Annotated in this window: 18 protein-coding genes and 1 pseudogene; 12 read left to right on the top strand and 7 right to left on the bottom strand. The window is 53.9% G+C overall.

What is annotated here, in order from left to right:
- Positions 1-169: 169 nt before the first annotated feature.
- The gene (locus tag FHD02_RS20705; RefSeq protein ID WP_220394286.1) at positions 170-1,690 is read left to right on the top strand and encodes a PAS domain-containing methyl-accepting chemotaxis protein; all 1,521 of its coding nucleotides are present in this window, start codon (positions 170-172) and stop codon (positions 1,688-1,690) included.
- 54 nt (positions 1,691-1,744) lie between these two features.
- On the opposite strand, the gene FHD02_RS20700 is transcribed toward FHD02_RS20705, so the two are convergent.
- A complete protein-coding gene (locus tag FHD02_RS20700) occupies positions 1,745-2,425 on the bottom strand; it encodes a PadR family transcriptional regulator (RefSeq protein WP_162267385.1) in 681 nt (226 codons plus the stop codon).
- Positions 2,426-2,661: 236 nt separating this feature from the next.
- On the opposite strand from FHD02_RS20700, the gene FHD02_RS20695 reads away from it, so the two are divergent.
- Positions 2,662-3,435 carry a siderophore-interacting protein gene (locus FHD02_RS20695; RefSeq protein ID WP_079225967.1) on the top strand — a complete coding sequence of 258 codons (774 nt, stop codon included), beginning with the start codon at positions 2,662-2,664 and terminating at the stop codon, positions 3,433-3,435.
- Here FHD02_RS20695 and FHD02_RS20690 read toward each other — a convergent pair whose 3' ends face one another.
- On the bottom strand, positions 3,436-4,284 hold the full coding sequence (locus tag FHD02_RS20690; protein ID WP_137360675.1) for an AraC family transcriptional regulator: 849 nt from the start codon (positions 4,282-4,284) through the stop codon (positions 3,436-3,438).
- A 66-nt stretch (positions 4,285-4,350) separates the two neighbouring features.
- Between FHD02_RS20690 and cfa the strand changes: the two genes are divergently transcribed.
- Positions 4,351-5,505 (top strand): cyclopropane fatty acyl phospholipid synthase, encoded by a 1,155-nt coding sequence (cfa, locus tag FHD02_RS20685; RefSeq protein WP_137360676.1) that lies wholly within the window; start codon positions 4,351-4,353, stop codon positions 5,503-5,505.
- 40 nt (positions 5,506-5,545) lie between these two features.
- Here cfa and FHD02_RS20680 read toward each other — a convergent pair whose 3' ends face one another.
- The gene (locus tag FHD02_RS20680) at positions 5,546-7,204 is read right to left on the bottom strand and encodes a glycerone kinase (RefSeq protein WP_137360677.1); all 1,659 of its coding nucleotides are present in this window, start codon (positions 7,202-7,204) and stop codon (positions 5,546-5,548) included.
- Positions 7,205-7,764: 560 nt separating this feature from the next.
- Between FHD02_RS20680 and FHD02_RS20675 the strand changes: the two genes are divergently transcribed.
- Both FHD02_RS20675 and dhaR read left to right on the top strand, forming a co-directional pair.
- Positions 7,765-8,862, top strand: coding sequence for a glycerol dehydrogenase (locus FHD02_RS20675; protein ID WP_220394285.1), 1,098 nt, complete (start codon positions 7,765-7,767; stop codon positions 8,860-8,862).
- 89 nt (positions 8,863-8,951) lie between these two features.
- Entirely contained in the window at positions 8,952-10,877 is a 1,926-nt protein-coding gene (gene dhaR, locus FHD02_RS20670; protein WP_061382556.1) for a dihydroxyacetone kinase operon transcriptional regulator DhaR, read from the top strand.
- Here dhaR and FHD02_RS20665 read toward each other — a convergent pair.
- The 4 genes from FHD02_RS20665 to FHD02_RS20650 are packed head-to-tail and all read right to left on the bottom strand — an operon-like array spanning position 10,855 to position 13,370.
- The gene (locus FHD02_RS20665; protein WP_042311088.1) at positions 10,855-11,385 is read right to left on the bottom strand and encodes a cob(I)yrinic acid a,c-diamide adenosyltransferase; all 531 of its coding nucleotides are present in this window, start codon (positions 11,383-11,385) and stop codon (positions 10,855-10,857) included. The genes dhaR and FHD02_RS20665 overlap by 23 nt on opposite strands.
- Entirely contained in the window at positions 11,386-11,739 is a 354-nt protein-coding gene (locus tag FHD02_RS20660; RefSeq protein WP_137370694.1) for a glycerol dehydratase reactivase beta/small subunit family protein, read from the bottom strand.
- Between the two features lie 16 nt (positions 11,740-11,755).
- Positions 11,756-12,919: a 1,3-propanediol dehydrogenase gene (gene dhaT / locus FHD02_RS20655; protein ID WP_007372189.1), complete on the bottom strand. Its 1,164-nt coding sequence runs from the start codon at positions 12,917-12,919 to the stop codon at positions 11,756-11,758.
- Between the two features lie 22 nt (positions 12,920-12,941).
- A complete protein-coding gene (locus FHD02_RS20650; RefSeq protein ID WP_007372190.1) occupies positions 12,942-13,370 on the bottom strand; it encodes a heme-binding protein in 429 nt (142 codons plus the stop codon).
- A 393-nt stretch (positions 13,371-13,763) separates the two neighbouring features.
- On the opposite strand from FHD02_RS20650, the gene FHD02_RS20645 reads away from it, so the two are divergent.
- From FHD02_RS20645 to FHD02_RS20620, 7 genes and pseudogenes are all read left to right on the top strand, one after another.
- Positions 13,764-15,431: a propanediol/glycerol family dehydratase large subunit gene (locus FHD02_RS20645; RefSeq protein WP_137360679.1), complete on the top strand. Its 1,668-nt coding sequence runs from the start codon at positions 13,764-13,766 to the stop codon at positions 15,429-15,431.
- 11 nt (positions 15,432-15,442) lie between these two features.
- Positions 15,443-16,027 carry a propanediol/glycerol family dehydratase medium subunit gene (locus FHD02_RS20640; RefSeq protein ID WP_220394284.1) on the top strand — a complete coding sequence of 195 codons (585 nt, stop codon included), beginning with the start codon at positions 15,443-15,445 and terminating at the stop codon, positions 16,025-16,027.
- A 2-nt stretch (positions 16,028-16,029) separates the two neighbouring features.
- On the top strand, positions 16,030-16,458 hold the full coding sequence (locus tag FHD02_RS20635) for a diol dehydratase small subunit (protein ID WP_061382555.1): 429 nt from the start codon (positions 16,030-16,032) through the stop codon (positions 16,456-16,458).
- An 11-nt stretch (positions 16,459-16,469) separates the two neighbouring features.
- A complete protein-coding gene (locus tag FHD02_RS20630) occupies positions 16,470-18,284 on the top strand; it encodes a diol dehydratase reactivase subunit alpha (RefSeq protein WP_220394283.1) in 1,815 nt (604 codons plus the stop codon).
- Between the two features lie 109 nt (positions 18,285-18,393).
- On the top strand, positions 18,394-18,717 hold the full coding sequence (locus tag FHD02_RS20625; protein WP_001573898.1) for a DUF1889 family protein: 324 nt from the start codon (positions 18,394-18,396) through the stop codon (positions 18,715-18,717).
- Positions 18,718-18,999: 282 nt separating this feature from the next.
- Positions 19,000-19,125 (top strand): hypothetical protein, encoded by a 126-nt coding sequence (locus tag FHD02_RS24760; protein WP_309241901.1) that lies wholly within the window; start codon positions 19,000-19,002, stop codon positions 19,123-19,125.
- Positions 19,126-19,278: 153 nt separating this feature from the next.
- Positions 19,279-19,488 (top strand): annotated as a pseudogene (locus FHD02_RS20620) (IS5/IS1182 family transposase); the annotation flags it as partial.

The raw sequence follows: 19,488 nt of genomic DNA, 5'->3' as shown, positions 1-19,488 counted from the left end.
TACTTAATGAAAGTACTTTAAATCAATGAATTAGAATGCGTACAGATTTTGAGGTTTAATCGCAAATTGCGATCTAAATCAAATTTAACAACTAAAGATAAAAAAATTATCGCCGAAATAACATAAGCCGAAAGAGTTAACAACCAGATAACCTGCACAGGACGCAATCATGTCTGCTCATCCCTACGTTAGTCAGCAAAATACACCGCTGGATGATGATATCACCCTCATGTCCACCACCGACTTACAAAGCTATATCACTCATGCTAACGATACCTTTGTCCAGGTCAGCGGCTATCAACTGAATGAATTGCTCGATAAGCCGCACAACCTGGTTCGTCATCCGGACATGCCAAAAGCGGCATTCGCGGATATGTGGTACACCCTCAAACAGGGTGAGCCGTGGAGCGGCATTGTGAAAAACCGGCGTAAGAATGGCGATCACTACTGGGTGAGGGCCAACGCGGTGCCGATGGTGCGGGAAGGGCGAGTGACCGGGTATATGTCGATTCGCACCCGGGCAACTGACGAAGAGATTGCGGCAGTAGAGCCTTTATATAAGGCGCTGAATGAAGGACGTTGCAACCGACGTATTCATAAAGGTTTGGTGGTACGCAAAGGCTGGCTGGGTAAACTCCCGGCACTGCCGATTCGCTGGCGGGTACGCAGCGTGATGGCATTGATGTTTGTGGTACTGGCGACCGCATTGCAGCAAATGGGCGGCGAATGGCCGTTACTGTTGATGAGTGCGTTGGTAATGCTGCTGGGGACGGCTATTTTCGAATGGCAAATTGTGCGTCCCATCGAGAATGTCGCGCGTCAGGCGTTGAAAGTGGCGACCGGTGAGCGCAACAGCGTGTCGCATCTTAACCGCAGCGATGAACTGGGCTTGATGCTGCGAGCGGTGGGGCAACTGGGGTTAATGTGCCGTTGGCTCATCCATGATGTTTCCAGCCAGGTGAGTTGTGTGCGTAGCGACAGCGAAACGCTGGCGAAAGGCAGTGATGATTTGACCAAGCATACGCAGCAGACCGTAGAGAATGTGCAGGAAACGGTGACCACCATGAATCAGATGGCGGCGTCGGTGAAACAAAACTCTGAGACCGCCGCCGCAGCCGATAAACTCTCGATCGCCGCCAGCAGCGCGGCAACGCACGGCGGCGAGGCGATGGATACCGTCATCAAAACCATGGACGATATCGCCAACAGCACTCAGCGGATCGGCACCATTACCACGCTGATTAACGATATTGCTTTCCAGACCAATATTCTGGCCTTGAACGCCGCCGTTGAAGCTGCGAGGGCGGGCGAGCAAGGGAAAGGGTTCGCGGTGGTGGCGGGAGAAGTGCGTCACCTTGCCAGTCGTAGCGCCAGTGCGGCCAATGATATCCGCAAGCTGATTGATGCCAGCGCCGATAAGGTGCAGTCCGGCTCCGATCAGGTACACGCCGCGGGGCGCACGATGGACGATATTGTGGCGCAGGTGCAAAACGTCACTCAGTTGATCGCCCAAATCAGCCACTCAACGCTGGAACAGTCCGATGGTCTTTCCAGCCTGACTCGCGCGGTCAATGAACTGAGCAGCATTACGCAGAAAAACGCTGAACTGGTTGAAGAGAGCGCCCAGATTTCCACGATGGTGAAACATCGCGCGGGTCGTCTGGAAGATGCGGTCACGGTGCTGCATTAATCTTAACAACCGCAGGCGTAACGCCGGGCACACGGGTTCCGCCTGCTGCGCAGATTAATCTAACTGCGTAATATCCAGCGCGGCGCGATCGATAATACCAATGATTTTTTTGATCTGCGCCTCGCTGGTATCGCCATGATTGACGCGTAGGTCCAGCACGGCTTTAAAGTTCTCCAGTGCGCGTTTCATCTGTGGATTTTTACGTAATTCAAAACCCACACAACGGGCTTTAATACGTTCGTGGATATGTTCCAGATGTTCGCGGTTCTCATCCAGCCACTGCAGACCTTGAGTCGTGATGGCAATCTGCTTACGCCCGCCTTCCTCGTCGCTGATGGCGATCAGTGCCTGATCCTGCAACAGATCCAGCGTCGGATAGATAACGCCAGGGCTCGGGGTGTAGTTACCCTGAGTCAGGGTTTCAATCGCTTTAATCAGTTCATAGCCGTGGCTGGCGTCGCGGGTCAGGATATCCAGAATCACCAGGCGTAATTCGCCGTGACCGAAGAAGCGCTGGCGACGACCACCACCTCCGCCGCGACCGTGGCGGCGTCCGCAACCCTGTTCGTGGTGATGTTCCTGGTGACAGCCTGCGTGGCGATGCTCTTCACTTTTGCAGCAGCCTGCATGGTGCTCACTGTGGCGGCTTTCGTGGTGATGTCCTTCACCCTTGCAGCAGCCTTCGTGTTGGTGCTCTGTATGTTTACAGCAACCTTCATGATGGTTTTGCATCATCGTCTCCTGATGTTGTTTAGATATATCTAATTTATATCTAAAGTTTATCGGCTTGCAAGTCTATAAAATAATTTTTGTTTAATTTGATGATTATTAATGATTTTCATGGATTGCTGATCGCTGTTTAATCACAAGCTGACTATATCAAAAAAGTGCTTGCAATCTTTTTGATTAGCAATCATTATCATTTAAAAATAAATTTAGATATATCGTATTATCTTCACGAAGGCGAAAAAATGACAAAAAACACCTCACGCTACCCACAGCGCGTTCGCAATGAACTGCGCTTCCGTGAACTTACCGTCCTGCGCGTAGAACGTATTAGCGCGGGTTTTCAGCGCATCGTACTGGGCGGTGACGCGCTGGACGGTTTTAGCTCGCACGGTTTTGATGACCATACCAAGGTCTTTTTCCCGGAGCCGGGCAGCCATTTTGTGCCGCCTGTTGTCACCGATGAAGGCATTGTCTGGGCTGACGGCGTACGTCCGCTCTCCCGTGACTACACGCCGTTGTATGACGAAGCGCGCCATGAGCTGGCGCTGGATTTTTATATTCATGACGGTGGCGTGGCGAGCACATGGGCGATGAATGCTCGCGAGGGTGACAAGCTGACGATCGGTGGTCCGCGCGGTTCTTTGGTGGTGCCGGAGGATTATGCGTATCAGGTTTACGTGTGTGATGAATCAGGCATGCCCGCGCTGCGCCGACGGCTGGAGTCGCTCAGCCGTTTAGCGGTACGCCCGAACGTAACGGCGCTGGTAAACGTGCAGGATGCGGCGTATCAGGACTATTTTGCCCATCTCGACGAGTTTACTATTCAGTGGTTTATCGGCCATGACGAACAGGTGGTGAACGAACATTTATCGCGGCTGAACGTGCCCGCAGACGATTATTTCATCTGGATTACCGGCGAAGGCAAGGCGGTAAAAAACCTCAGCGTTCGCTTTGAAACCGAGGCGTTCGATCAGCAACTGGTGCGCGCAACGGCTTACTGGCATCAACGCCGTTAATCAGTAATTCGATGGCGGCACGCCAAACGCCTGGCGAAATGCATAGCTAAATGCCGCGGTGCTGGAATACCCCACATCCAGCGCCACGGCAGTTACGCTTTTATTTTTTTTCAGCATTAATACCGATTCCAGAATACGCATTTTTTGCTTCCAGACGCTGAAGGGCAATCCGGTTTCTTTTTTGAAATGGCGTGAAAAGGTACGGGCTGACATGCCCAGATGCTGTGCCCAGTATTCAACCGAATGCTCCAGGGCCGGGGATTCCTGAATTGTCCGGCACACTTTGGTTAATTCGCGATCGTGCGGCCAGGGTAATACAAAAGCGACTTCCGGGAGCTGCAGAATAATATCGACCAGAACACTAACCAGCTTACCCTCTTTTGACTGGCTATCATAATGGCCCGAAATTAAATTGGTGGCGTAATGAATAAACTCTCTGGCGAAATCACTGATCGCCACCACTTTACATTCATTGATGCTCTCTTCAAGAAAACCCGGCTTAATATCCAGATTCTCTAAATACACATCATCCAGTGCCCAGACCGCATGCTCGGTATTATTGGGGATCCAGATGCCATAATGCGCTGGAATTATCCAGCATTTGCCGGCGACATCAATTCGCATGCTGCCTTTACGGGCGAAATGAAACTGCATAAAAGAGTGCGAATGCAGCGGAACATGATGGTTGGCTTCCAGGACATAAGAACGGAAGTACACGTCCTGCGGCAGCTCCGTAATGGAGTTATCGGGAAATGAATTCCACTGTTTTTGCGCGAGAGTCTCCATAAATAAATCGTCAATGCTCCCGGTGATGTGTCCGATATTCGATAGATCTTGTCCGCAGATCATAATACATGCATTCAGTTTTCCATAATAATCTTGCGTAACGATTTTTAGCCCACTTTGGTAAATACCATGAACACGCTTTGTTCAGATGCTGTCATCGTCAATGAAACAAATGATAACTGGACCCGAATGGGGAAAGAGCTGCTTTCGCAAGCGGATATCCAGATTAATGGCTCTCGTGCCTGGGATATTCAGCTTCATCATGCCGGTTTCTTTAAGCGGGTACTGCAACAAGGCTCGTTAGGGCTGGGTGAAAGCTATATGGAAGGCTGGTGGGACTGCGAGCGGCTCGATATTCTGTTCTGCAAAATTCTCAAAGCAAAACTCGACCAGCAAATGCCGGGCAACCTGAAAGATATTTTACGCATTGCCAGCGCCCGCCTGTTTAATTTGCAGTCGCGGAGCCGCGCGTGGATTGTCGGTAAAGAGCATTATGATATTGGGAACGATCTTTTTGCGCTGATGCTGGATCCGCACATGCAATATTCCTGTGGTTACTGGAAAGACGCCACCACATTAGACGAAGCGCAAAATGCCAAATTGAAAATGATTTGTGAGAAGCTACAACTCAAACCGGGTATGCGTTTACTCGATATCGGTTGTGGCTGGGGCGGACTGGCGGAATATGCAGCGCGTCATTATGGCGTGGCGGTCGAAGGCGTCACTATCTCTAAAGAGCAGCAGAAAATGGCGCAACAGCGCTGTGAAGGGCTGGACGTTAACATTCTGCTGCAGGATTATCGTGACCTCGATAAACACTACGATCGCATTGTTTCCGTGGGGATGTTCGAACACGTCGGGCCGAAAAACTACGACACCTATTTCAGCATCGCCGACCGTTGTTTAAAACCGGACGGGCTGTTCCTGCTGCATACCATTGGCAGCAACAAAAAGGGGATGAGCGTCGATCCGTGGATCAATAAATACATTTTCCCGAACGGTTGCTTACCGGCGATTTCGCATATTGCCGAGGCCAGCGAATCGCGCTTTGTTATGGAAGACTGGCATAACTTTGGCAGCGATTACGATAAAACGCTGATGGCCTGGCACGAGCGTTTTAATCAGGCATGGCCGGAGCTGTCTTCACGTTACTCCGCCACCTTCAGAAGAATGTTTAATTACTATTTATGCGCCTGCGCCGGGGCTTTCCGCGCCAGAGATATTGAGCTTTGGCAGGTACTGTTTAGCCGCGGCGTCGAGGGTGGCCTCCGCGTTTATCGTTAACGTTCTGCCTGATGCGCGAAGCGCATCAGGCATTTATGGCTTAGCTCAATTCACTCTCTGCCAGCGCTTTAAATACCATTGCGACGGCATGCGCGCCGGGGTCCATATTACCCAACAAGCTTTCGCTGCTCAGATACGATGCGCGACCTGCATTGGCTTTGCTCGACAGGCAGGTTCGTTCGGCTCCGGCTTGCGCGGCGTCAAAAGCGGCATGCAGGTTGTGCGGCTGCGCCAGCAGTGAGGTCAGTGCGGGTTGCAGGGCATCTATCATGGTGCGATCGCCTTCGTCTGCGCCGCCGTAGAACTTCATCTGCGCCAGACCTGTATTCAGCGCTTCGGCAACGTTAGCTCCCTGCTCCAGTTTCTGCCCGGCGGCAGTAAAGAAAATAGACATCAGCACGCCGCTGGAACCGCCCATCACCACGGTCAGACGTTCGCCAATCAGCGCGAACAGTGTGGCAAGGTCATCCAGCGGAAGCTGCTGACGCTGCAGCAGACTGGCAATTTCACGCGCGCCAGCGGCAAAGGTTGAACCCGTATCGCCATCGCCGACTTTGGCATCCAGCGCGTTGAGATGTGCTTCCAGACCGGAAAGCGTTCCGGTGATAAGCTCCACAATCCCGGCGACCAGCGCGTTGGCAGAGGGCTGGAATTCCACGCGCGCGCTGCGCTGGGATGATGGCGCGTAGCTGATTTCACGCGGTGGGACGGGAGTCGGCCAGTTGCTGGTTTCCACTTCGGTCAGCAGCGCTTTTTCGATGCTCTCTTCAAGCACGATGGCCGTCAGTGAGAATCCTTTCATATCCAACGCGGTGACCAGCGAGGCCGGACCAATCAGCCAGTCGATACGCGGGTACAGCGGACTGCTTGCCAGTTCGCGGGTGATAATAGCCATTTCCGCAACGGACACGCCGCCAAGATTGTTAATCATCACCGCCACTCTGCCGGTTTCAGGCAGGACCGTCAGTAGCTTATCCACCATCAGATTCACCACCTGCGCACTGTTTTGCGTATCGATAACCGAGGCTCCCGGTTCGCCGTGAATCCCCATGCCCAGCTCTGCATGACCCGGATGATGGCGCGGCGCGGCGTCGGTTTCTTGCGGCAGATGGCAGCTGGAAAGCGCAACACCCAGGCTGAAGGTGTTGTTGGCTGCGTACTGCGCTTCACGCAGGACGGTGGCGAGGTTATAGCCGCGTTCAGCGAAATAGCCGGCGATTTTATGCACCAGGATGGTTCCCGCAATGCCACGCGGATGTTTGTTATCCGGCAGGGAGATATCGTCACCGACTATCAGCATTTCAACGTTGTAGCCCAGGCGTCGCGCTTTCTCGGCGGCGAGACCGAAATTAAGACGGTCACCAGTGTAGTTCTTCACGATCAACAGACAGCCAGCCTCACCGGTCACTGCCTGAATAGCGGTCAGTACCGCATCCACGCTCGGGGAGGCGAACACGTCGCCGCAGACCGCCGCGGTCAGCATTCCTTTGCCGATAAACCCAACGTGCGCGGGTTCGTGTCCTGAACCGCCGCCGGAGATCACCGCCACGTTATTTTTGTTAAGGTCGCGGCGAACCACGATGCGAATGGCCGGATCGCTCTCCAGACGCGCCAGGTTATTCCACGGGCTGGTGATAATTGTACCGTCGATCACGTCGCTAACGAGATGGGGGCGTTGATTAAAAAAGAATTGAGACATAACGGCTCCTCGAGGTTGAGTGTAAGACAAACCCCCGAATGCATGTTCATGGTGCGGAGGCGATAGAGAGATTCTGGCGAAGTCAGCATGGAAAAAAACAACGCGAAAATGAGTTTCATTACGAAACGTGATTGCTGTTTTTTGTTCCGAAATGAAACTTAATTAGGCGAGAAATCATCACAATGCGAACCAGCTCGACTTTTTTCTCCTGGGATCAGAGCAGGCCACACGGCGCAGTCAGTCTTTTTTGCGGGGTTTTACGCAGGATGGCGCGTAATTGGAGAAATTTATCATCGTGTTTGTCGGTGATTTCGCGGTAAAGGAACGGATCGAGATCGCAAACCTCATTATTTTTGTGGTTAAGTGTTCCAATATGAAACGCATGTCATTTTTATCTGTTCCATATCAGAACAAAATAACGAAAGATTTTTTTGTGCACGCCTCGCCATACAGTTATTACATCGCTCCGGTACGTCCGCTTTCGCCGTCAACATCAGGCTAAACGGGTTAACGCCAGGGCTCACCATGTAAAAACATGTACTTATTTGAGGATGAAAGGAATGCTAAAAGTTATTCAATCTCCAGCCAAATATCTCCAGGGTCCTGACGCTTCTACCTTATTTGGTCAATACGCTAAAAATCTGGCGGACAGCTTTTTCGTGATTGCGGACGACTTCGTGATGAAGCTGGCGGGAGAAAAGGTACTCAGTGGCCTGCACAGCCATGACATTAGCTGCCACGCGGAACGCTTCAACGGTGAATGCAGCCATGTTGAAATTAATCGCCTGATTGCCATTCTGAAAAAACACGGTTGCCGCGGCGTGGTTGGGATTGGTGGCGGGAAAACGTTAGATACCGCCAAAGCGATTGGTTATTACCAGAAGCTGCCGGTAGTGGTGATCCCGACCATCGCCTCTACCGATGCGCCAACCAGCGCGCTGTCCGTTATCTATACCGAAGCGGGTGAATTTGAAGAGTATCTGATCTACCCGAAAAACCCGGATATGGTGGTGATGGATACCGCAATTATTGCCAAAGCGCCGGTACGTCTGCTGGTGGCCGGGATGGGCGATGCGCTCTCGACCTGGTTTGAAGCGAAAGCCTGTTATGACGCTCGGGCGACCAGCATGGCGGGCGGGCAGTCCACCGTGGCGGCGCTGAGCCTGGCGCGCCTGTGCTATGATACCCTGCTGGCGGAAGGCGAAAAGGCACGCTTAGCCGCCCAGGCTGGTGTGGTGACCGATGCGCTGGAACGTATTGTCGAAGCCAACACCTACCTCAGCGGTATCGGTTTTGAAAGCAGCGGACTTGCGGGGGCACATGCCATCCATAACGGCTTTACGATTCTGGAAGAGTGCCACCATCTGTACCACGGTGAAAAAGTCGCCTTTGGTACGCTGGCGCAGCTGGTGCTGCAGAACAGCCCGATGGAAGAGATCGAAACCGTGCTGAATTTCTGTCAGAAAGTGGGCCTGCCGGTAACGTTAGCGGAAATGGGCGTAAAAGATGACATTGATGGCAAGATCATGGCCGTGGCTAAAGCCACCTGCGCAGAAGGTGAAACCATTCACAATATGCCGTTCCCGGTGACGCCTGAAAGCGTACATGCCGCTATTTTGACGGCAGACCTGCTGGGACAGCAGTGGCTGGCGCGTTAATCGGGCATCGGTAAATTTACCCAGCATCTTCTCCCCCTCTGACAGTCTCTGCCGGAGGGGTTGTCTATGGTAAAACAGCGGAAATGGATATGACGGCGCATACGCATAGCATCGGGCAGGAAGTCTCTTCGGTTCTCGCCCAGTCCTGGCATCGTTGCAGCAAGTTCATGCAGCGGGAAACCTGGCAGGCGCCGCATCAGGCGCAAGGGCTGACCTTTGAGTCGATTTGTCGTCGTAAGACGGCGCTGCTCACGATTGCGCAGGCCGCGCTGGAAGATGCCTGGGAGTTTATGGACGGTCGTCCGTGCGCGCTGCTGATTCTGGATGAATCGGCCTGTATTCTCAGCCGTTGCGGCGATCCGCAGACGATAGAACAGCTGGCGGAGCTTGGGTTTCGCGACGGCAGCTATTGCGCGGAAAGCATTATCGGCAGCTGTGCGCTGTCGCTGGCGACAATGCCGGGCCAGCCGACAAAAACCTCTGGCGCTCAGCACTTTAAACAGGCGCTGCATCCGTGGTCGTTTTGCTCGACGCCAGTGTTCGATAACCATGGGCGTCTGTTTGGCTCCATCTCATTATGCTGTCTGGTAGAGCATGAGTCCGTTTCTGATTTATCCCTGACGCTGGCGATTGCCAGAGAAGTCGGCAATTCATTGCTGACCGACAGCCTGCTGGCAGAATCCAACCGCCATCTGAACCAGATGTACGGGCTGCTGGAGAGCATGGATGATGGCGTGATGGCCTGGAATGAGCAGGGGGTGTTGCAGTTCCTCAATGCGCGCGCGGCGCTGCTTTTGCATCTCGATGCGCAGGCCAGCCAGGGCAAAAACATTCACGACCTGCTCAATATGCCCATGCTGCTGCGTCGGGCAATTAAACATGCCCGCGGTCTGAATCACGTCGAAGTCACTTTTGAAAGCCAGCACCAGTTTGTTGATGCTGTTATCACCCTGAAGCCGATTGTTGAGGAGCAGGGCAACAGCTTTATCCTGCTGCTGCACCCGGTGGAGCAAATGCGTCAGCTGATGACCAGCCAGCTTGGTAAGGTGAGCCACACCTTTGAGCAGATGTCGACGGACGATCCAGAAACCCGACGCTTGATCCATTTTGGTCGCCAGGCGGCAAGGGGGAGTTTCCCGATCCTGCTGTGTGGGGAAGAGGGCGTCGGGAAAGAGTTGCTGAGCCAGGCCATTCACAATGAAAGCGAACGCGCCAGCGGGCCGTATATCGCCGTGAACTGTCAGCTGTATGCCAACAGCGTGCTGGGGCAGGATTTTATGGGCAGTGCGCCCACCGATGATGAAAATGGTCGGTTGAGCCGCCTTGAGCTGGCGAACGGCGGCACGCTGTTTCTGGAGAAAATTGAATATCTGGCGCCGGAGCTGCAATCCGCGCTGCTACAGGTGATCAAGCAGGGGGTGTTAACCCGTCTTGATGCCCGTCGGCTGATTCCGGTGGATGTGAAAGTGATCGCCACCACTACGGTTGATCTCGCTAATTTGGTGGAGCAAAACCGCTTTAGCCGCCAACTGTATTACGCGCTGCACTCTTTTGAGATTGTTATCCCGCCGCTACGAGCGCGGCGTAACAGTATTCCCTCGCTGATTTATACGCGACTGAATAGCCTGAAAAAACGCTTTTCATACAGCCTGAAGATCGACGATGACGCGCTGGCACAACTGGTGGCTTATTCGTGGCCGGGCAATGACTTCGAGCTGAACAGCATTATCGAAAACATCGCTATCAGTAGCGATAACGGGCATATCCGGCTGAGTAATTTACCTGATTATCTGTTTGCCGAGCGTCCCGGTCTGGAGACGGCGTCTTCCCTGCTGCCTGCCAGCCTGACGTTTACCGCTATCGAAAAAGAGGCGATTATCCATGCCGCCCGCGTCACCAGTGGGCGAGTACAGGAGATGTCGCAACTGCTGAATATTGGTCGCACCACCTTGTGGCGTAAGATGAAGCAGTACGACATCGACGCCAGCCAGTTTAAGCGCAAACATCTGGAGTAGTTTCTTCGATTCTGGCCATGGAGAACAGCGCATCCGACAGCCGGTTGATATAACGCTTGGGTTCATCGCGTAACGTCAGCGTTCTGTCCATCGCGATGAGGATCCGCTCCAGCCGCCGTGCCAGGGTGCGCGCAACGTGTAGCTGTGCCGATGCCAGATTTTTCCCCGGAATGACAAATTCTTTCAGGGGGCCGCTCTGCGCCATATTGCGGTCAATAAGTTGCTCCAGCGCCTGAATATCCTCGGCGTTAATCGTCTGCGTTAAGCGGGCGAGACCTTTCTCATCGCTGGCGAGTTCCGCCCCCAGCACAAACAGCATCTTCTGGATGGCATGCAGATCCTGGCGTAATTCTGCCTGGCGCGAGCTGGCATAGCAGACGCCAAGCTGGGAAATCAGTTCATCCACCGTACCGTAGGCGTTAACGCGGATGTCGTCTTTGTCGATACGGCTGCCGCCAAACAGCGCGGTCGTGCCTTTATCACCGGTTCGGGTATAGATGCGGTACATTTATTTTATCTCGCTGAAGGGAAGCACTTTGACCAGTTGGCCTGCATTGGCGCCGAGTGTGCGGATGTGGGCTATCCCGGCGGCGATATGCCCGCAGACCAGCGCCCGATCCTCGGGTAGCTGGGCGTGGGTTAGGGCAATATCACCACAGGCGCTGAGGCCGAGACCCACGCGTAGCGTTGAGCTTTTAGCCGCCAGCTTGCTGAGGGCCAGCGCGCAGTCATGCTCGTCGCAACAGATTGTCCGGCAAGGGACGCCTTGCTCTTCCAGCCCCCAGCATAGTTCATCAAGCTCGCGCGTATCCTGCCAGCGTGAGTGATAAAACAGATGTACGCCCGGTGATGAAAGTGACATTGCGCCCCCTTATTGATCAGAATGCCTGACGGAAGATCCCGGCAATTTCTTTCTCGTTCCCTTTACGCGGGTTGGAGAAGGCATTGCCGTCTTTCAGCGCCATTTCCGCCATATACGGGAAATCGGCTTCTTTGACGCCCAGCTCGCGCAGATGCTGCGGAATACCGATATCGGCTGACAGGCGAGCGATGGCGCGAATCGCCAACTCAGCGGCATCCATGGTGGACAGACCATCGGTGTTCTCACCCATAAACTCCGCGATGTCGGCAAATTTCTCCGGATTAGCGATCAGGTTATAGCGTGCCACGTGCGGCAGCAGGACGGCGTTTGCTACGCCGTGCGGCATGTCATACAGACCGCCAAGCTGATGCGCCATCGCGTGAACGTAGCCAAGGTTGGCGTTGTTGAAGGCCATACCCGCCAGCAAAGAGGCATAGGCCATGTTCTCGCGAGCTTTCAGGTTGCTGCCCAGCGCTACGGCCTGGCGTAAGTTGCGGGCGATCAGACGAATTGCCTGGATAGCGGCGGCGTCGGTAACCGGGTTGGCATCTTTTGAAATATAGGCCTCAACGGCGTGAGTCAGGGCGTCCATTCCGGTTGCCGCAGTCAGTGGCGCAGGTTTGCCGAGCATCAGCAGTGGGTCATTGATGGAAACCGACGGCAGGTTGCGCCAGCTGACAATCACAAACTTCACTTTGGTTTTGGTATTGGTCAGCACGCAGTGGCGGGTGACTTCGCTGGCGGTACCGGCGGTGGTATTCACCGCGACGATCGGCGGCAGCGGATTGGTCAGGGTTTCAATCCCGGCATAGCTATAGAGATCGCCTTCGTGCGTCGCTGCGATGCCGATGCCTTTACCGCAGTCATGCGGGCTACCACCGCCGACGGTAACGATGATATCGCATTGCTCTTTACGAAAAACGTCCAGGCCGTCGCGCACGTTGGTGTCTTTAGGGTTTGGCTCGACGCCGTCAAACACCACCACGTCAATACCGGCTTCACGCAGATGTTCGAGGGTTTTATCAACCGCGCCGTCCTTAATGGCTCGCAGACCTTTATCAGTCACCAGCAGCGCTTTTTTACCACCCAACAGTTTGCAGCGTTCGCCAACGACGGAAATAGCATTCGGGCCAAAAAAGTTCACATTTGGCACCAGGTAATCAAACATACGATAGCTCATAATTTACCTTCTTAGATTTAAATTATAATTCAGAGAAACAATTCAGTGCGGTTTGTGCTAATAACATGTCTTGTTCGACAGTACCGCCACTTACGCCGACAGCACCGATTAATTTATCGTTTAACATGACAGGTAAGCCGCCGCCAAAAATAACAATGCGCTGTTGATTTGTTAGCTGTAAACCATATAGTGACGCACCCGGTTGTACCGCGTCGGTAATTTCATGGGTCCCCTGCCGCAGACAGCAGGCGGTATACGCTTTATTAAGAGAAATATCACAACTGGTGACAAACGCGTCGTCCATGCGTTGCATCAGCAGCGTGTTGCCGCCGCGATCCACCACGGAAAAGACTACCGGCACGTTGATCTCAAGCGCTTTAGCCTCGACGGCCTGCGCCATTTTTTTCGCCGCCGCCAGCGTAATGGTGGCGATTGGTTGGCTCTTATTCACAGTCTCTCCTGAAAATGTTGTAGGGCTGAGGTCACGAAAATATCGCGATACAGCTATTTTTTTATCATTGGGTTTGGCTTTATTTTCTCGCCGCGCGTTATTAAGTCAATAGGGTGAAAATTTAAAAAGTATTAATTTGATTTTGTGTGTTGGTGTTTATTGATAATGATCATTTAACTTCGTCACAATTCGCTCCGGATATTCCTGAGAACCGTTTCAATATGGAACGATGAATTTTTATTACGTGCCAAATTGGAACGAAATTAATTTTATTTTTTTATTGCTGTGCTCATTTAGAGTTCGGCCATTGCTGATGAAAGGCGAATGCCGGGTGGTGTGTCCCCGGCAATACGGCCCGGCGTCCCTATTTTTTATCTTTTGAGTCCATAAACTATGAGAAGATCAAAACGATTCGAAGTGCTTGCGAAGCGCCCTGTAAATCAGGATGGGCTGATTGGCGAATGGCCTGAAGAGGGGCTGATCGCCATGGAAAGCCCCTACGATCCGGCTTCGTCGGTGAAGGTAGAGAATGGTCGTATTGTTGAGCTGGACGGCAAGAGCCGCGCCGAGTTCGACATGATTGACCGTTTTATTGCCGACTACGCGATTAACGTAGCTGAAACTGAACGGGCAATGCGGCTCGACGCGCTGGAGATCGCCAGAATGCTGGTGGATATCCACGTTAGCCGGGAAGAGATTGTTGCTATTACCACCGCTATCACCCCGGCGAAAGCGGTGGAGGTGATGGCGCAAATGAACGTGGTGGAAATGATGATGGCGCTGCAAAAAATGCGCGCCAGACGCACGCCGTCCAACCAGTGCCATGTCACCAACCTGAAAGACAACCCGGTACAGATTGCCGCCGATGCGGCTGAAGCGGGGATCCGTGGTTTTTCAGAACAGGAAACGACGGTCGGGATCGCCCGCTATGCACCGTTTAACGCCCTGGCGCTGCTGGTCGGTTCCCAGTGCGGTCGCCCCGGCGTGCTCACGCAATGTTCCGTTGAGGAGGCGACTGAGCTGGAGCTGGGGATGTGCGGGTTAACCAGCTACGCCGAAACCGTGTCGGTATACGGTACAGAGTCGGTGTTTACCGACGGCGATGATACGCCGTGGTCCAAAGCGTTTCTCGCCTCGGCCTATGCGTCTCGCGGACTGAAAATGCGTTACACCTCTGGCACCGGTTCGGAAGCGCTGATGGGCTATTCCGAGAGTAAATCGATGCTCTATCTGGAGTCGCGCTGCATCTTTATCACCAAAGGCGCGGGCGTACAGGGGCTGCAAAACGGTGCGGTCAGCTGTATTGGCATGACCGGCGCGGTGCCGTCGGGGATCCGCGCGGTGCTGGCGGAAAACCTGATTGCCTCAATGCTCGACCTTGAAGTGGCCTCCGCCAATGACCAGACCTTTTCCCACTCTGATATTCGCCGTACCGCCCGTACCCTGATGCAAATGCTTCCCGGCACCGACTTTATCTTCTCCGGCTATAGCGCCGTACCGAACTACGACAACATGTTTGCCGGGTCGAACTTCGACGCGGAAGACTTCGATGATTACAACATTCTGCAACGCGATCTGATGGTTGACGGTGGTCTGCGTCCTGTAACCGAAGAAGAAACCATCGCCATCCGCAACAAGGCGGCACGCGCCATTCAGGCGGTGTTCCGCGAACTGGGCCTGCCGCTGATTAGCGATGAGGAAGTTGAGGCCGCCACTTATGCTCACGGCAGCAAAGATATGCCCGCGCGCAATGTGGTGGAAGATCTGGCCGCCGTGGAAGAGATGATGAAGCGCAATATCACCGGGCTGGATATCGTCGGCGCGCTAAGCCGTAGCGGCTTCGAAGATATCGCCAGTAACATTCTCAATATGCTGAGACAGCGCGTCACCGGTGATTACCTGCAAACGTCGGCCATTCTGGATCGCCAGTTTGAGGTGGTAAGCGCCGTTAACGACATTAATGATTATCAGGGACCAGGCACCGGCTATCGCATCTCCGCCGAGCGCTGGGCGGAAATTAAAAATATCGCGGGCGTGGTTCAGCCTGGCTCAATTGAATAAGGCGGTACACCGTGGAATGCACAACTGAACGTAAGCCGGTTTTCACCTTGCAGGTAAGCGAAGGCGAGGCGGCTACAGCGGACGAACGCGTAGATGAAGTGGTGATTGGTGTCGGTCCGGCCTTTGATAAGCACCAGCACAAGACTCTGATTGATATGCCGCATAAGGCGATTCTTAAAGAGCTGGTGGCGGGGATCGAAGAAGAGGGGCTGCATGCGCGGGTGGTGAGAATTCTGCGCACCTCGGATGTTTCTTTTATGGCGTGGGACGCGGCAAACCTTAGCGGTTCCGGCATCGGAATTGGTATCCAGTCGAAGGGAACCACGGTGATTCATCAGCGCGATCTGCTGCCGCTGAGTAACCTTGAACTGTTCTCTCAGGCTCCGCTGCTGACGCTGGAAACCTATCGCCAGATCGGTAAAAACGCCGCGCGCTATGCACGCAAAGAGTCGCCTTCGCCGGTGCCGGTGGTCAATGACCAGATGGTGCGCCCTAAATTTATGGCCAAGGCCGCGCTGTTTCACATCAAAGAAACCAAACATGTGGTGCAGGATGCTGCGCCTGTCACGCTGCATATTGCACTGGTGAGGGAATGACCATGAACGACAACATCATGACCGCGCAGGATTACCCATTAGCCACCCGCTGCCCGGAGAAAATCCAGACGCCTGGCGGGAAACCGTTAACCGACATTACCCTTGAGAATGTGCTGGCAGGCAAGGTCGGGCCGCAGGATGTGCGTATTTCTCAGCAAACGCTGGAGTACCAGGCGCAGATTGCCGAACAGATGCAGCGTCACGCCGTGGCGCGCAATTTCCGTCGCGCGGCGGAACTGATTGCCATCCCGGATGCTCGTATTCTGGAAATCTATAATGCGCTACGTCCGTTTCGTTCTTCATTCGCGGAACTACAGGCGATTGCCGATGAGCTGGAGCACACCTGGCATGCCACGGTGAACGCTGCCTTTGTCCGCGAGTCGGCAGAGGTGTATCAGCAGAGAAACAAGCTGCGTAAAGGTAGCCAGTGACGGAGGGAGGTATGCCGTTAATCGCCGGGATTGATATCGGCAACGCCACCACCGAAGTGGCGTTGGCGCAGCATGGGCAGTTTATCGCCAGCGGGATTGTCGCCACCACGGGCATGAAAGGGACGCGGGACAACATTGCCGGGGTGGTCGCTTCTCTGCAGCAGGCACTGGATAAAACACCGTGGTCGCTTCAGGACGTGGCGAAAATCTGCATCAATGAGGCCGCGCCGGTGATTGGCGATGTGGCGATGGAAACCATCACTGAAACCATCATTACTGAATCGACAATGATTGGCCATAACCCGCAAACGCCGGGTGGCGTCGGCGTGGGGATGGGAACCACCATCAGCGTGGATAAGCTGGCATCACTGAGCGAGGATTGCTTTGCGCAGGGCTGGATCCCGCTGGTGGGCGAAGAGATCGATTTCCTTGAAGCGGTCTGGCTTATCAATGCGGCGTTGGATCGTGGGATCAACGTGGTGGCGGCGATCCTGAAAAAGGATGATGGCGTACTGGTCAACAATCGCCTGCGTCGGGCAATGCCGGTGGTTGATGAAGTCACCTTACTTGAGAAGGTGCCGGAAGGCGTGCTGGCGGCGGTGGAAGTGGCGGCCGCCGGGCAGGTGGTGCGGGTATTGTCGAATCCTTACGGTATCGCAACCTTTTTTGCCCTGACGCCGGAGGAAACGCAAACCATCGTCCCCATCGCCAGAGCGCTGATTGGTAACCGCTCCGCCGTGGTGCTGAAAACGCCGCAGGGGGATGTGCAGTCGCGAACGATCCCGGCGGGTAAGATCTTTATCCGTGGCGAAAAGCGCGGCGGTGAAGCCGACGTAGCGCAGGGCGCGCAGGCCATTATGCAGGCGATGAGCGCCTGTGCGCCCGTGTGCGATATTCGCGGTGAAGCAGGTACGCACGCGGGCGGGATGCTTGAGCGGGTACGTAAGGTAATGGCCTCGCTGACTGGTCATGACATGAACGCCGTGCATATTCAGGATCTTCTGGCGGTGGATACGTTTATTCCCCGCGCGGTGCAGGGTGGCATTGCCGGGGAATGTTCAATGGAGAACGCCGTTGGCATTGCGGCGATGGTGAAATCCGATCGCTTACAGATGCAGGCTATCGCCAGCGAGCTAAGCGCCCGGTTAAATACCCCAGTTGAAGTCGGTGGTGTGGAAGCCAACATGGCCGTGGCTGGCGCGTTAACGACGCCTGGATGCGCCGCTCCGCTGGCGATCCTCGATTTAGGCGCAGGATCCACCGATGCCGCCATTATTAATAGCGACGGCGTAGTGAAGGCGGTACATCTTGCCGGGGCGGGGAATATGGTCAGCCTGCTAATTCAAACGGAACTGGGCTTAAGCGATCCGTTTTTGGCAGAGGAAATTAAAAAATACCCGCTGGCCAAAGTGGAGAGCCTGTTCAGCATTCGCCACGAGAACGGCGCGGTGGAGTTTTTTCGTGAACCGCTCAGCCCGTCAGTATTTGCCAAAGTGGTGTATCTGAAAGACGGCGAGCTGATCCCGGTTGATAACCAGACCTCGCTGGAGAAGATTCGTCTGGTGCGTCGTCAGGCCAAAGAGAAAGTTTTTGTCACCAACTGTCTGCGCGCGTTACGCCAGGTATCACCTGGCGGCTCCATTCGCGATATCACTTTTGTGGTGCTGGTAGGCGGTTCATCGCTGGATTTTGAAATTCCGCAGATGATCACCGATGCGCTGGCGCATTACGGCGTTGTCGCCGGGCAGGGCAACATCCGTGGCACTGAAGGCCCGCGCAATGCGGTGGCGACCGGGCTGGTTTTAGCCGGAGAAGCAAAAAAATAGCGCAGAAAACAGCCGCGCAAGCGTTTAGCTGCGGGGTAAGTCAAAGAAAGGCGATGTTCTCTTTGATATCCCGGCGGAGTTGGGTACATAGTATCAAGGTGTCTCTAACGTGGTTAATTTTAAGGATAAGAGCATGCCAACAGCAATTGAGAAAGCCTTGGATTTTATCGGTGGTATGAACACTTCGGCGTCAGTACCCCATTCAATGGATGAAAGCACCGCTAAGGGAATTCTAAAGTATTTGCATGACTTAGGTGTGCCAGCGAGTCCGGAAGTTGTGATGGCACGGGGTGAGCAGGAGGGATGGAATCCTGAGTTCACGAAAAAAGTGGCCGGATGGGCAGAAAAAGTTGCCTCCGGTAACCGCATCCTTATCAAAAACCCAGAGTATTTTTCAACCTACATGCAGGAGCAGCTCAAAGAACTCGTGTGAGCTGACTATCGAATAAAACGCTAACGGACGTTTCCATCTCCGGATGGCGGCGTCCAGAAGGGTTGCCACATGCTGCGGTTTAAACTGGCACCTCTTGTGATATTTCTGCAATTGTCATCTGGCAGGTTCTTTCCTGCAGTTATTCCACATTTTGATGTATATCCTTAAATGCCTGCAGGATCATAAAACATTCCATAGCGCTGACGTTACCCTGGGCTATCTCCACTTCTCCGCCGACGAGCTATTGGAGCCCGCGCAAAAGGTTGAACGGAGGCGGGGTTGGTGGAGAAAAAGGGCCAGCTTGATGCGCAACTGGTGGCGCTGATGGGGACCATGAGTGATAACGATAAGCGGCGCATGTTGTTTGCGCTGTTGAATCCGCCGGAGGGCGAAAGAAAAGCACAGTGATGGTTAAGGACGGCCGCGAATTGGGATTAATTTAGCGGCCGTCATAATCTCCCTATTTAATTTATGGTTGCAGCATGTTGCTTAGGGAAGGTGCGAACAAGTTCCTGATATGAGATCATCATATTCATCCGGAGCGCATCCCAGAGGGACATCATGAGCCATCAACTCACCTTCGCCGATAGTGAATTCAGCACTAAGCGCCGTCAGACCCGAAAAGAGATTTTCCTCTCCCGCATGGAGCAGATTCTGCCATGGCAGAATATGACCGCTGTCATCGAGCCGTTTTATCCCAAGGCGGGCAATGGCCGACGGCCCTATCCGCTGGAGACCATGCTGCGTATTCACTGCATGCAGCATTGGTAC

This window comes from Citrobacter sp. EC_71 (assembly GCF_019584005.1).
GTDB lineage: Bacteria > Pseudomonadota > Gammaproteobacteria > Enterobacterales > Enterobacteriaceae > Citrobacter > Citrobacter werkmanii.
Note: the sequence above shows the minus strand (reverse complement) of the source record. Positions and strands in the feature narration are given on the sequence as shown.

Bases quoted from the DNA above. Each gene is read 5' to 3' on its own strand.
- FHD02_RS20635 (WP_061382555.1), top strand. From the start codon at position 16,030: ATGAACGACAACATCATGACCGCGCAGGATTACCCATTAGCCACCCGC.
- cfa (WP_137360676.1), top strand. From the start codon at position 4,351: ATGAACACGCTTTGTTCAGATGCTGTCATCGTCAATGAAACAAATGAT.
- FHD02_RS20645 (WP_137360679.1), top strand. From the start codon at position 13,764: ATGAGAAGATCAAAACGATTCGAAGTGCTTGCGAAGCGCCCTGTAAAT.
- FHD02_RS20690 (WP_137360675.1), bottom strand. From the start codon at position 4,284: ATGATCTGCGGACAAGATCTATCGAATATCGGACACATCACCGGGAGC.
- FHD02_RS20665 (WP_042311088.1), bottom strand. From the start codon at position 11,385: ATGTACCGCATCTATACCCGAACCGGTGATAAAGGCACGACCGCGCTG.
- dhaT (WP_007372189.1), bottom strand. From the start codon at position 12,919: ATGAGCTATCGTATGTTTGATTACCTGGTGCCAAATGTGAACTTTTTT.
- FHD02_RS20675 (WP_220394285.1), top strand. From the start codon at position 7,765: ATGCTAAAAGTTATTCAATCTCCAGCCAAATATCTCCAGGGTCCTGAC.
- FHD02_RS20680 (WP_137360677.1), bottom strand. From the start codon at position 7,204: ATGTCTCAATTCTTTTTTAATCAACGCCCCCATCTCGTTAGCGACGTG.
- FHD02_RS20705 (WP_220394286.1), top strand. From the start codon at position 170: ATGTCTGCTCATCCCTACGTTAGTCAGCAAAATACACCGCTGGATGAT.
- dhaR (WP_061382556.1), top strand. From the start codon at position 8,952: ATGACGGCGCATACGCATAGCATCGGGCAGGAAGTCTCTTCGGTTCTC.
- FHD02_RS20630 (WP_220394283.1), top strand. From the start codon at position 16,470: ATGCCGTTAATCGCCGGGATTGATATCGGCAACGCCACCACCGAAGTG.
- FHD02_RS20660 (WP_137370694.1), bottom strand. From the start codon at position 11,739: ATGTCACTTTCATCACCGGGCGTACATCTGTTTTATCACTCACGCTGG.
- FHD02_RS20700 (WP_162267385.1), bottom strand. From the start codon at position 2,425: ATGATGCAAAACCATCATGAAGGTTGCTGTAAACATACAGAGCACCAA.
- FHD02_RS20695 (WP_079225967.1), top strand. From the start codon at position 2,662: ATGACAAAAAACACCTCACGCTACCCACAGCGCGTTCGCAATGAACTG.